This window comes from Candidatus Schekmanbacteria bacterium RIFCSPLOWO2_02_FULL_38_14, assembly GCA_001790855.1.
Classification (GTDB): Bacteria; Schekmanbacteria; GWA2-38-11; order GWA2-38-11; family GWA2-38-11; genus 2-02-FULL-38-14-A.
The window spans coordinates 1-12,524 of the sequence record MGDH01000006.1; the positions used below are offsets into that span (position 1 = coordinate 1).

13 protein-coding genes, 2 tRNA genes and 1 pseudogene are annotated in these 12,524 nt (G+C 37.7%); 8 read left to right on the forward strand and 8 right to left on the reverse strand.

Going from position 1 to position 12,524, the window contains the following annotated elements; genetic code table 11:
• From A3H37_06435 to A3H37_06445, 3 genes are all read right to left on the reverse strand, one after another.
• Window positions 1-709: hypothetical protein (locus tag A3H37_06435; GenBank protein ID OGL51377.1), on the reverse strand; the 709-nt coding region annotated here is incomplete at its 3' end.
• 128 nt (window positions 710-837) lie between these two features.
• Complete coding sequence (locus A3H37_06440; protein ID OGL51378.1) at window positions 838-1,995, reverse strand: 1-deoxy-D-xylulose-5-phosphate reductoisomerase; 1,158 nt, start codon at window positions 1,993-1,995, stop codon at window positions 838-840.
• A 221-nt stretch (window positions 1,996-2,216) separates the two neighbouring features.
• Complete coding sequence (locus tag A3H37_06445; GenBank protein ID OGL51379.1) at window positions 2,217-3,092, reverse strand: hypothetical protein; 876 nt, start codon at window positions 3,090-3,092, stop codon at window positions 2,217-2,219.
• A gap of 227 nt (window positions 3,093-3,319) precedes the next feature.
• On the opposite strand from A3H37_06445, the gene A3H37_06450 reads away from it, so the two are divergent.
• From A3H37_06450 to A3H37_06465, 4 genes are all read left to right on the forward strand, one after another.
• Window positions 3,320-4,597, forward strand: a complete 1,278-nt coding sequence (locus A3H37_06450) for a serine--tRNA ligase (GenBank protein OGL51380.1) — start codon at window positions 3,320-3,322, stop codon at window positions 4,595-4,597.
• 104 nt (window positions 4,598-4,701) lie between these two features.
• Window positions 4,702-4,789 (forward strand) — tRNA-Ser (locus A3H37_06455).
• A 50-nt stretch (window positions 4,790-4,839) separates the two neighbouring features.
• Entirely contained in the window at window positions 4,840-5,193 is a 354-nt protein-coding gene (locus A3H37_06460) for a hypothetical protein (protein OGL51381.1), read from the forward strand.
• A 116-nt stretch (window positions 5,194-5,309) separates the two neighbouring features.
• Window positions 5,310-5,399 (forward strand) — tRNA-Ser (locus tag A3H37_06465).
• Between the two features lie 100 nt (window positions 5,400-5,499).
• On the opposite strand, the gene A3H37_06470 is transcribed toward A3H37_06465, so the two are convergent.
• Complete coding sequence (locus tag A3H37_06470) at window positions 5,500-5,892, reverse strand: hypothetical protein (protein ID OGL51382.1); 393 nt, start codon at window positions 5,890-5,892, stop codon at window positions 5,500-5,502.
• A 189-nt stretch (window positions 5,893-6,081) separates the two neighbouring features.
• Between A3H37_06470 and A3H37_06475 the strand changes: the two genes are divergently transcribed.
• Entirely contained in the window at window positions 6,082-7,137 is a 1,056-nt protein-coding gene (locus tag A3H37_06475) for a hypothetical protein (protein OGL51383.1), read from the forward strand.
• A gap of 448 nt (window positions 7,138-7,585) precedes the next feature.
• Here A3H37_06475 and A3H37_06480 read toward each other — a convergent pair whose 3' ends face one another.
• Window positions 7,586-8,875: a hypothetical protein gene (locus tag A3H37_06480; protein OGL51384.1), complete on the reverse strand. Its 1,290-nt coding sequence runs from the start codon at window positions 8,873-8,875 to the stop codon at window positions 7,586-7,588.
• A gap of 87 nt (window positions 8,876-8,962) precedes the next feature.
• On the opposite strand from A3H37_06480, the gene A3H37_06485 reads away from it, so the two are divergent.
• Window positions 8,963-9,394: a hypothetical protein gene (locus A3H37_06485; GenBank protein ID OGL51385.1), complete on the forward strand. Its 432-nt coding sequence runs from the start codon at window positions 8,963-8,965 to the stop codon at window positions 9,392-9,394.
• A 49-nt stretch (window positions 9,395-9,443) separates the two neighbouring features.
• On the opposite strand, the gene A3H37_06490 is transcribed toward A3H37_06485, so the two are convergent.
• Together A3H37_06490 and A3H37_06495 are read right to left on the reverse strand one after the other, a co-directional pair.
• Window positions 9,444-9,944, reverse strand: coding sequence for a rubrerythrin (locus A3H37_06490; protein ID OGL51386.1), 501 nt, complete (start codon window positions 9,942-9,944; stop codon window positions 9,444-9,446).
• 117 nt (window positions 9,945-10,061) lie between these two features.
• Window positions 10,062-10,520, reverse strand: a complete 459-nt coding sequence (locus tag A3H37_06495; protein OGL51387.1) for a hypothetical protein — start codon at window positions 10,518-10,520, stop codon at window positions 10,062-10,064.
• 367 nt (window positions 10,521-10,887) lie between these two features.
• Between A3H37_06495 and A3H37_06500 the strand changes: the two genes are divergently transcribed.
• Both A3H37_06500 and A3H37_06505 read left to right on the forward strand, forming a co-directional pair.
• A complete protein-coding gene (locus tag A3H37_06500; GenBank protein OGL51389.1) occupies window positions 10,888-11,250 on the forward strand; it encodes a hypothetical protein in 363 nt (120 codons plus the stop codon).
• A 637-nt stretch (window positions 11,251-11,887) separates the two neighbouring features.
• Window positions 11,888-12,142 carry a hypothetical protein gene (locus tag A3H37_06505; protein OGL51388.1) on the forward strand — a complete coding sequence of 85 codons (255 nt, stop codon included), beginning with the start codon at window positions 11,888-11,890 and terminating at the stop codon, window positions 12,140-12,142.
• Window positions 12,143-12,207: 65 nt separating this feature from the next.
• Here the strand turns inward: A3H37_06505 and A3H37_06510 are convergent.
• Window positions 12,208-12,524, reverse strand: a pseudogene (locus A3H37_06510) (hypothetical protein).

Sequence of the window (12,524 nt, forward strand, 5' to 3'; positions counted from 1 at the left end):
TAATTCTAAAATGTCTCCCTACCTTCAAAAGGTTTATATCATTTAACCTGACATTTTCCTGATGCTCAAAAAGGTCTTTAAGCCTTCTTGAAAAATTCACATCAGTCAGAAGACATCCGCCTCCCGGACAGGGATAATCTCCTACATCCAGCTCTCCGGCGAGAAACATCTGTTCCTTTCTTGACCTTCCGCTTATTCTGAGAAGCTTTTCCCTGTCAACCATCCCTTCTTTTTCAGGAACAGTTGTTTCAAAGAGCTTGGCAGAAAGGGGCCTGAGGACATACCCCTTCAACCCGCTTTCCTTGTCGATTAAATTAAGAGTATCCCTCCTTTGGGACATTGGTCTTTGCTCAAGCACCTCTCCTGTTATAATAAAAGATGCTCCTATCTCCTCCATATACTCCTTAGCCTTTTTGTGCATGAAAATCCTGCAGTCAATGCATGGATTCATGTTTCTTCCATAACCATGTTTTGGTTTTCTTACAATATCAATATATTCCATTCCCAACGATATAATTTTTATCTCTACCCCAAACTCCTCTGCAACCCTTTTTGCTTCGTTCCTGCAGCTTTTTCTCCTTGAAGAACAGCAGCAAAAAGGAGTAACAAAATTTAAACAGTGGACATCAATCCCCTGCTCAACCATCATCTTGACAGCAAGGGTGCTGTCAAGTCCTCCTGATAAAAGAGCAATTGCCTTTACTGCCAAATCTGTAACCCTCCTTTAAAAACTCCAATAAAATCCAAATGTCAAAATCCAAATATCAAAAAAATGTCAAATTTTTAAATGCAAATAATTATTTTCGTTATTTGAACTTTGTCATTTGACATTAAAAATTAGTTCCCAATCAGTTCTCTTGCAAATCTCCGTGCCCATAAATCAGCCTCAAGGACATCATCAAGTTTGTTGATTTTTTTGTTCCTGTGATTCTTCATTGCAGTTTTCACAACTGCAGGAATTTCTTTGAAAGAGATTTTTTTATTCAGGTAAGCTATTACTGCTTCTTCATTTGACGCATTCAGCACAGCGGGCATTGTCCCGCCTTTTTTTCCGGCTTCATATGCCAGGGCAATGCAGGGAAATTTATTAAGGTCCGGTTTAAAAAAAGTAAGTTTTTTCTGTTTCGCAAGGTTTAAGCTTGGCAGAGAATTTGGAAGTCTTTCAGGGTATCCAAGAGCAAGAGAAATCGGTATCCTCATATCAGGAATTCCAAGCTGAGCCACAACAGAACCATCAACATATTCCACCATAGAATGAATTATGCTCTCAGGGTGAACAAGCACATTAATCTTGTCCATATCAATATCAAAAAGCCACTTAGCCTCAATAGCCTCAAGTCCCTTGTTCATCATATTTGCGCAGTCTATTGTGATTTTTTTCCCCATCTTCCAGTTTGGATGCTTCAGCGCCTGCTCAGGTGTTACATTCTCCATCACCCTTTTCGGAGTATTAAAAAATGGCCCTCCGGAAGCTGTAAGTATTACTCTTTTTATATCCTCCTTTCTGTGACCCTCGATTGACTGGAATATAGCACTGTGTTCGCTGTCTATTGGAAGGATTTTAACCTTTTTCTTTTTAGCCTCTCTAGTGATTAAATCTCCGCCAATTACCATCGATTCTTTGTTTGCGAGAGCAACATCTTTTCCTGCTTTTATCCCGTAGTAAGTCGGGATTAAACCAACCGCTCCGACAATTGCTGATACAATCAGGTCAACTTCAGGATTTTCAGCAATTCTGTTCAACCCCTCAACTCCTGAAAATATTTTTCCGTTGCGGATTTTTTTCTTCAGTTTTTCTGCCATCTCATCATCATACAGCGCAACTTCTTTTGGCTTGAAGGTTTTAATCTGCCTTTCAAAAAGTGAGATATTTCTGTTTGCGCCAAGACCTATGACTTCAAATTTTTCAGGAAACCTTGAAATCACATCAAGGACATTTACTCCAATAGAACCGGTAGAGCCTAAGATGGATACTCTTTTTTTCTTTCTCGTCACTTATTGCTTCTCCTACCTCTGTGCTTTGCCACAAATTGATATAACCAAAGACAGATAAGTTCAAATGTCAAAATCCAAATGTCAAATCAATACCAAAATTCAAATGTTCAAAATTCAAAAAAGTTCTTTGACTTCCTTTAATACCATTTTGAATTTCGGATTTAGGATTTCTTTTGAACTTTGAGCTTCGGCATTTGACATTAAACTATATTTTCCCTTTCTTAAACAATCCCTGCCTTTTGGGCAATGGTCAGTGTTCTTTTTGCTGTTTCAACATGAAGCCTTTCAACAAGCTGTCCGTCAACAACTGTTGCGCCAATTCCCTTAGCCTCAGCCTCTTTGAAAGCCTCTATTGCCTTTTTTGCAAATTCAACATCTTCCTTTGTTGGTGTGAAAATCTCATTGACCGGCTTAATCTGCGCAGGATGGATAACAGATTTTCCGTCATATCCCATATTCCGCACTATCTTTGTATGGTAGATTAGTCCCTCTTCATCCTTGACATTAAAGTAAGGGGAATCAATTGCATCTATGCCTGCGATTCTTGCTGCAATAACCATCCTGTTCAGAGGATATATGAGTTCAAGGCGCTCTTTTGTTATCTTTCCCCTTGTTTCCTTTGTATAGTCGGCAGCGCCAAAGAGCATTGCCTTTAGCCTCTTGCTGCTTGATGCAATACCCTCTATATTTACTATTGCAAGAGGAGTCTCTATCATTGCAAGGAGATAAATTTTATCCTTATCAATTCCGCATTCTTTTTCAGCAACATCAACCAGAGCCTCAACCTCCTTTACATCTTCAGCGCTGTTAACCTTTGGAATAACCAACCCGTCAGGTTTTGCTCCAACAACAGCCTTGATGTCATCCCTGCCAAAAGGAGTCGATATGGCATTTATTCTTACATTCCTTTCCTTATCTCCAAAATCCAAACTCTTCAAAGCGCTGACAACCGTTTTTCTGGCAGCCTCTTTTTGAGATAAAGCCACAGCATCTTCAAGGTCAATGATAAGCGAATCAGCCTCAAGCCCTTTTGCCTTCTCAAGCATTTTCATGCTTGAACCCGGAATATACAGCATACTTCTCCGTAATCTCTCCACTTTAAAACCCTCCACAAAAATTTATAAATATTATTCAAAAACCATTAATGACAGAATCATCTTTTAATTTATACCGCTTTTTAAGATATTTAAAAACTGATTTCAAGAAAAATATAGGAAGTTAGTCTCCTGAAAACCCTTTTCCTCCAAAAAAAAGTTGACGGGACAGAATGAGAGTGGTATTTCAAAGGGAAATTTATCGAATTTGTAACCAATGGAAAAACTTTATGCTTGATTTAAAATATTTAAGAGAAAACTTCGATTCTGGCAAAAGGGAAATTGAAAAGAGAGGAAACTGTCCTGCCCTTGACGAGTTTATTAAAGTTGACCATCAGCGAAGAACTATTCTTCAGGAAGTCGAAGGGTTAAAGTTCATCAGGAACAAGACCTCTGATTTTATTGGAAAGCTTAAAAAGGAAGGGCAGAATGCTGAAGAACATATAAAAGGGATGAAAGATGTTTCAGACAAGATAAAGAGGATGGATGATGAGCTGAAGTTAATTGAAGAAAAGGAAAACAATCTCCTTTTAAATATACCAAACATTCCTCATCAGTCAGTTCCTTTTGGAAAAAGCTCAGATGAAAACACCGAGATTCGTAAATGGGGAGAAAAACCTGTATTCAAATTCAAGCCAAAAGACCATCAGGAGATTGGTACAAATCTTGAAATACTCGATTTTGAAAGGAGTGCAAAGATAAGCGGTTCAAGGTTTTGCCTTTACAGAAAATCAGGAGCTCTCCTTGAAAGAGCATTAATGAACTTTATGCTTGACTTGCACACTAAAGAAAACAATTATATAGAAGTTTTACCTCCCTTTCTGGTAAACCCTGACAGCATGAGGGGAACAGGTCAGCTTCCTAAATTCGAAGAGGACCTGTTCAAGATAGAAGGCGGAAATTATTACCTTATTCCAACTGCTGAAGTCCCTGTTACAAACATTCACAGAAATGAGATTTTAAGAGAGGAAGAGCTTCCTTTATATTATACAGCATTTACTCCCTGCTTCAGGAGGGAAGCAGGAACATACGGAAAGGAAACAAAAGGCCTGATAAGGCAGCATCAGTTTAACAAGGTTGAGTTGGTAAAGATTGTAAAACCTGAAGGCTCTTACGATGAACTTGAAAGACTTACTAATGACGCTGAAAAAGTCCTTCAGCGCCTGAATTTGCATTACAGGGTTATTTCACTTTGTGCTGGTGACCTCGGATTTTCATCAGCAAAGACTTATGACATTGAGGTGTGGCTACCTTCAGAGTCAAAATATGTTGAAATATCATCCTGCAGTAACTTCGAGGATTTTCAGGCAAGGCGTGCAGAAATCAAATACCGGAAAAAGGACAACAACAAGGTTGAATTTGTTTATACGCTCAACGGTTCAGGGCTTGCAATTGGAAGAACAGTTGTTGCAATCATTGAAAATTATCAGGAAGAAGACGGCTCAGTAAATATTCCTGAAACCCTGATTTCATATATGGGAGGAATTAAAAAAATCAGCAGGCAATAGGAAATAGATTGTATATTTAAAAGAAAGCTTTTATTTTTCATTATAAATGCTCAAACTGACAGCTATTGGCTATGAGCTATCAGTATTCGCCGAAGGCGAATCCAGGAGGGATGGCCGAGTGGTTGAAGGCGGCGGTCTTGAAAACCGTTTCCCGGTAATCCCGGGACGTGGGTTCGAATCCTACTCCCTCCGTTAAAACTAACTTATGACTTATAACCTATGACTGATAACTATCAGGGATTATGGAATTGTTCAGATTTTTGGGATGGCAGGTTTATAAAGATGCAAAAGAACTATTCCAACTTGTGTACAAGGTTGTTTCAAAACTCCCAAAGGATATAAGATTTGAACTGGGTAGCCAAATAATCAGGTCTTCTTTTTCTGTCATACTAAATATTGCTGAAGGTAGCGGAAAGAATTCAGACAAAGATCTAAATAGATATTTAGATATTTCTATTGGCTCATTAAGTGAAACAGTGGCAGGAATGGATGTTCTCCATGATAACCATTTTATAAATAAAGAGGATTTTAATCTGGTAGCTAAAAGTGCTGAGAGTATTTCTAAACAATTGGGCGGGTTTAAGAAAAAATTATAAAATCATAGACAACTGACATTTTTCATTATAAGTCATCAGTCAAAAGTTATTTGTTATAGGTTATCCATCATGGGTCATAAATTAGGTTATTAGTTATTAGTTATAGGTTAATGTTTGGAGAGGTGGCCGAGCTGGCTGAAGGCAAGCGCCTGCTAAGCGTTTGTACTGGGAGACCGGTACCCAGGGTTCGAATCCCTGCCTCTCCGTTTAAAACTAACCTGTAACTTATAACTTATGACTAATGACTCTTAAATTATAGTCAAATAGTTATAGGTTATCAGTTATAAGTTAGTTATAAGTTATTGGTTATCTGTTATTGGAGTTTTTAAGGTAGGTCTGGAGAACCTTGTGGTTTCCATTTTTTGATTCAAGAAACTCAATCCCTATAATATATTTAATTCTTCCCTCTTCCTTAATATCTACAACCCATCTCGGTTTCCCAAAGGCTTTTACGTTTTTGAAATGAGGGAATAAATCTATTTCCATCCCTAGAAGTTCCTTGTCCTCTTTGAAAGGAGTTTTAATTGGTGCTATTCCTGTTTTAATACATATTCCTCCATCTGAAATGTCTTTGGATACACCCTCTGCGAGTTCTGAGGCATTCCTTTCCTTATCAATATTTTTTCCTTTTATAACCCAATACCTGAGAGGGAGGTCAACTGACATTCTCTCCATTTTTCTCTTTTCAGAAAATGGCATAATATCTCCATTTATCTGGAAATTATTCCTTACTTAATTTAAATTTTTACAACGTAACTATATCTTATCTATATTTTAAATATCAATAAAATTTTAATAGAATTTTAATTCATCCTTATAAATCAATATCATTGACATTATCTTATTTGAAATCTATTGTGATAAAAATTTTAAGTTTTTTGAATAATTATGTTCTGGCGCTTTAATTATTTTAAATCTTTTTCAAAATTATTTTTTACTTGCATTGCAGTCTCATCTTTTTTATTTTTTGGCAAAACCATTCATCCCTCATTCTCTGACGACTCTCTGTTTAGTTTCAAAAAATTTGTAATGGGGGTTGAAGTTGAACTTATATTAAGAGACAGCAATGAAAGCCACGCCCAGAAAGCATCTGAATCTGCCTTTGCAGAGATGACAAGACTTGACGGAATCCTGAGCAACTGGAAGGAGAACAGCGAAATATCAGAAATTAACCGTTCACAGGAAGGAAAATGGGTTCCTGTTTCAAAAGAACTCTTTGAAGTCATCTCCAAGGGCATGGATGTTTCTAAATCTACAGGAGGTGCTTTTGATATCACAGTTGGGAGACTCCTGCACCTGTGGGGATTCTATACCAGTTCTCCTCAAAAACCATTAAAAGAAGAAATAGATAAAGCCCTGAACTCTGTTGGTTATAAACTGATAGAGCTTGACACTGAAAAACATTCACTGTTTTTCAAAAAACCCGGACTGGAAATTGACCTTGGAGGAATTGCAAAGGGGTATATTATTGAAAAAGGGTTTGATGTGCTTAAAACCTTTGGTATTAAAGCTGGACTTATAAATGGAAGCGGAGACATTTATGTATGGGGGAAAAAAAGCGGTGATAAACTCTGGAACATTGCTGTTGAAGACCCGCTTGACAGGGAAAAACCTTTAACAATTCTTCCTGTAACAGACACCGCAATATTCACCTCAGGAGATTATGAGAGAAGGTTTGTTGAAGAAGATGGTGTCTTCCATCATATTCTTGACCCTAAGACAGGAATGCCTGCAGGCAAATGCCGCGGTGTTACTGTTATAGGCAAGAGTATTAATAGTGTAAACGGTCTGTCTTCTGCTGTTTTTGCACTGGGCCCTGAAAAAGGGATTTCATTCATAGAAAAACTTAATGATGCGGAGGCTGTTGTCTTTGATGCTGATGGGAAGGTTATTCTGAGCAAAGGATTCAAAAAGAGGTACCCGGATGCCCGTCTGAGCAGATAGGCATATAAATAAAATTCTAAATCCTAAATCCTAAATAATGTCAAAATACAAGATTGAAATGTTTTAAACTGTTGCCGGTACTTTTCTTCTTTTTTTTATCTGTTAGTTCTAAAATTCTGTTGGCAGACGAAAAAGAAACAAAAAGCGTTTCGTTGTTGCAACAGTAGGAGAGGACAACATACCAACTGCATCAACAATTGATTTTGAACTTCTCAAGAATGAAAGAGTGCTTTTGTGCGTTAATGAAAAAGGAACAGAAAAAATTCTTCAGCTTGAAAAAAATCCATGGATGAGTATGGTCCATTATGAAGGCTCAATAGAAGGACCAAAAGCCCCTGAGAAAAAATGCAGTACATAATTGAAGTTTACTAACCTCACACTCTACTAAATAGCCAAGCTCTTTTTCTGCATCTATTACCTTCTGAATTCTGGATTCTGAATTCAAACCCTAAGAGAAGAAATCTTCAGGCGCAAGATTATAAAACGACTGCATCAGCTTGGCAATCTCCGGTCTTTCTTTCTTGATTTTGTCAATCTTTTTATTAAGAATTTGAAGAAGTTTGCTTCCAGATTCGAAATGGTTAATATAGCCGTCAATATATTCTCCCTCAAGAAGTGAATAGAGATAATCAATCTCCTCATCATTGAGGTTTCTGAACCATGCGCCACGGCAGCTTTCTTCAACCTTTTTTCTGTCATTAAACTCAAAAAACTCCTGCCAAAACCTGTTATAATCCTCAAAGCCCTTCTTCCCCTCAAGCTCGTCTCTAACAGCATTTGCTGCCCTGAACCCGCACATCAAAGCACCCTGATTTTCAACCTCCTGAAAAGCTGCAGAATCACCTACAAGGATTATTTTCCCGATTGCCGGCTTGCCAATAGGCGTCCATACAGTCCACCTGCAGGCAAACCTTTCAATAATTTTTGCTTCTCCAAACCAGTCCTTGACAACAGGATGCTCAAAAAATCTTTTCATCACATCCTTTTCGCTTATCTTTTTAAAATTAACAGGAGGCGCATACACCTCAACACAAGGCTCCTTTTCATCTTTTACAGGCTTTGGAAGCATGCTTCCTCCACCAACACCAGTAAAATCTGTCCCTGTAAACCTCACCCACGAATCATCATAAGGTGTCTTTACATTTACCATGTGGTAAGAAACAACGCTCGTATCAAAAATTACCTTTCTGTTTTTGTTAAGCCCAAGACTTTCAACAATCTTTGAGTTCACTCCGTCTGCTGCCAGAAGAAACCTTCCGGAAATCCACGAAGTTTTTCCACTACGGATTGTCTTTAGTCTCACTCCTTTTCCATTTTCTTCTGCTCCGGCAGAAACTGTCTGACTCTGAAATTTAACACCGGCTCTTGAAACATCTTCAAATAACCCTTTCAAGAGAGTTTCTTTATCAATTACCCTTGCAACAGCAGAATCTTTTTTCTCCATTATCACAGCTTTCCCTTTTGTTGATATCCTGACGCTTCTTTTTAAATCCCTGATGGCACCCTTGTAGGGAACTGAAAAGTTATTCTTGTGAAAAATAATTTTATCGCCTTGGAATGAATAGTTTTCGTTATGATAATTGGGTTCAATCATCCACATCGCGCAACAGGGCCGTGTGTACCGGTAAATCTCTTTCTTTAAATCAACAAGGACAATCTTCAACCCAAGCTCTGCGCATCTTTTTGCAGCCATCAGCCCTGAAGGTCCCCCTCCTGATATAATAACATCGCAATCCATGACTTGATTAAATAAACCTGATACAATAAATTTGCAAGTTGTTTTTAAATCTGCTATCTTGAACTAAATTTTTCGAGGAGGATTTCTATGCGCGATATGACTGAAAAAGAGATAAAAGACTTTATTGCAGAATGGACATGGGGAACAATTATTGCTGTTGATGGAGACAAACCCTATGCGATAGAAGTAACCTATGGTTCTGACGGGGAATACATTTACTGCGGCTCCCGCCCCGGAGGAAAAATGGCAAAATGCATAAAGGCAAACCCTAATATGATATTCAAAATATGCAACGCTGATGAAACCTACGCAACATGGAAAGCAGTGTCAGTATTTGCCAAAGCAGAAAGACTCGTAAAAAAAGAAGATATTATGCGCGGAATAAGACATATTGCAAAAGGCAGGGGAAGGGATGAATACGCCTATGACGCGATTGGTGAAAGGATGGCTGCTAACCCTGAAAATTCAAATGCGCTGAGAATTCCTATAAAAAATGCTACAGGTGTGATGAGCAGCTAAAATAGAGCGAACTTTACCACTCAAAAAAAACCTGATTAGGGTTTTTATCCTACTCAATTTTTATGAAATTATTGCTCTTTACACTGCAAAGAGGACACTTTTCATGCGGAGCTTCTTTTTCTGCTGTATACCCGCATACAGGGCATACAAAATAAGGATACTCTTCTTTTGATGTATCAAGATTATTAAGGAGTTTCTGATATAATTCTGCATGTCCCTTTTCAGTATCAAGCGCATATTTAAAAGACCTCTCAGCCTCCTTGTTCCCTTCCTGTTTTGCCTTTTCAAGCATTTCAGGATACATGTTCTTAAACTCATGAGTCTCTCCTGAAACTGCTTCCTGAAGGTTTTCTTTTGTGCTTCTTATTCCCTTCAAAGCACGCAGATGATTATGGGCATGAATGGTTTCAGCCTCTGCTGCTGCAAGAAAAAGCCTTGCAGCCTGATTATGACCTTCCCTTTTCGCCTTTTCTGCAAATGCTAAATATTTTCTGTTTGCCTGTGATTCTCCTGCAAATGCCGCTTTCAAACTTTCCTCTGACATTGACATAATATCACCCTCCAATTAAAAATATTCCAAAACCTTACCAAAAATTAGATTTTAAATATTTAAATTTTCAAGATATGTCAAGATGAATGACAAAAAAAGAGGAATTCTTGTTCTTTTTTACTGCCCTATTACTGTTGGCATCTTTCTCCCGTCAACATTGGCAGCTTCAATCCTAAATATCTTAACTGCATTGGGATTGTTCATGCTCTTTTGATAATAAGCCATTCTCTTTTCTAAATAGTTTGCCGGGTCCAGCCCAACCTTCTCCATATTCGCCTTTACCACCATCTCAATCTCTTTAATCTCCTTTACCTGCTCTAGAACTCCTTCTACTATAACAGAAGCCCACTCGCTGTGGTCCTTGTTCCAGCTGAAAACATTGAAACAGACTTTATTATTCCTCTTTAAGATATCCCATTTCCTTCCCATAGGAAACAGCGAAAGATAGACCTTTTCCTTTATATAAACAAAACCAAAGGGAATGCAGTAAGGTATGTCATTATCTGCTACGGCAAGCACACCATCTCCAACAGTGGTCAAAAGATTATCCATCTCTTCCTTGGTTAATTTTTTCATATTCATTTTTCCTTTTTTAAAAAAACACTTTTTAATAGGCTATTTTCTCTTGAAACATTTACCTCTCTTTTTTTAAAGTCACTGCAGAAATTTTCTATTTCAAGAATCTGTTGTTCCGGCATGTTAATTCCTAAGTTTCTTGAAAATCTTATATGGCTGGAAAATTTTAATGTCAACAGGCTTTTCATGAAAAAGCAAAAATAACAACGGCGATTCAACGCAGGCTTGCGGAAAAATACATATCCGTTGATATCATTATTAAATCCGAAAAAAGAATGAATCAGGAGCGAGGAAATGTAGGTGCTATAACTTACTACGCTCTTAAAGAAGGGGTTGTGGTTTGATTGACGAAATTATAAAACTTTGGATGATAAAAGCTGATAACAATTTAAAGACAGGGAAAGACGAATTTGTGGCCGAAAATCCGGCAACCGATACCGTATGTTTTCATATGCAGCAATGCGTTGAAAAGTATCTTAAAGTTTTTCTGGTTTTTAAAGGTAAAGAAATTTCAAAAACCCATAATTTGGCTCTTATACTCCAACAATGTATTGAAATTGACCCCGAATTTGAAAAACTCAGAATTGCAGGCGCTGATGAATTGACCGTATATGCTATCGGCACACGCTATCCAGATGATTTTTATATGCCGTCTTTGGAAGAGTCTAAAAAAGCAATAGGCATAGCCGAAGAAATCAAACAATTTGTTATTAATAAATTGAAAACTTGAAAAAGTAAAAGTAATTGAATTAAAGGGAAGTTAAAGAAAAAATCTGACAGGCGCATAAAGGGACGGGGAAAGGGGGACGTTGTTGAATACTATCACTTTTCATTTTTAGTTTCCGCATTTTGGATAGCCTTAACAATTGCTGAAGTACAAACCCCCAATTGCCTTGCAATCTCTGCTGAAGGCATTCCCAGTTCGCGGCTTAAATAATATGATATCATTGTTCTTAATCTTGAGAGATTCAAAGAAGTGCAGAGTGCCGGGTGCGTCTAATCTTGCTTGTCGTGGCACGAGTATCTCTTATCACTTCCTCACACCAATTGCAAAGTGTTCTTTTTCATCAACGTCCCCCTTTTCCTCCCTGGGTTCTGTTTATCTCGGTAGGACTGTTTGCTATTAGGGAGCTTATTGTGGCTGTAAAACTCCCTATAGTAAGGATTGACAGACGGATATTTCTTGATATCTATGCCCTTGATGAGTGGATTATGTCCAATAAAACCAGATATACTTATTAAATACTTCCTTATTATCTACATTTAAATTTTAAGATTGTATTGAAAATAAATTTTATTGATATAAATTAAGTTATACTTCTATAACCATATATAGCTATACATTAAATATTGAGGGAATAATCTATATGCCAAAACGAAAGGTAACATTCTTTATTGAACAGGAAATGTTAGATGAACTCAAAGAACTTTCAAGTGTTTTAAGAGTCACGCAGGCAGCTTATATCCGTGAGGGTATCAAATATGTGTTAGAAAGGTATCGCGGATTAAAGAAAGCCCAGAAAGAGGGTAGATATCCTTCTGGAGATGAAATTCCATTAAATCTACATATTCTAAGGTCTACTGCTCAAAAGTACAAGAAAGCAAAAAAGGGAAGGAAATGAATATTTATTAATCAATACCAATTAAAAGAAAGGAGGTTGAAAATAGATGGAAAGCATATTTAATTTCATTTCCCCTCGAAATCCTTCAGTCCATTCTGCTTCTTTGCAACCTTTGCATAATATCCGTTAATCTTCTCAATATATCCAATCGTCTCCCTGTACCGCCACCCGCGCATGGTTGGCGCCACGGATTCAATGCTTTGCCACACAGTATGGTCCAGTTGGGTTTCACGCGCCTTGTTTTTCGCTTTGCTGATTGTTCCGATTCCGGCATTATAGCTTCCGAACATGAAACAGAGTTTGTCCTGTATGGTTTGCGGATCTGTCCATGTCCGCCATAAATTCCGGTTGTAATAAATTCCAGCTGCAATATTCCAGCGGG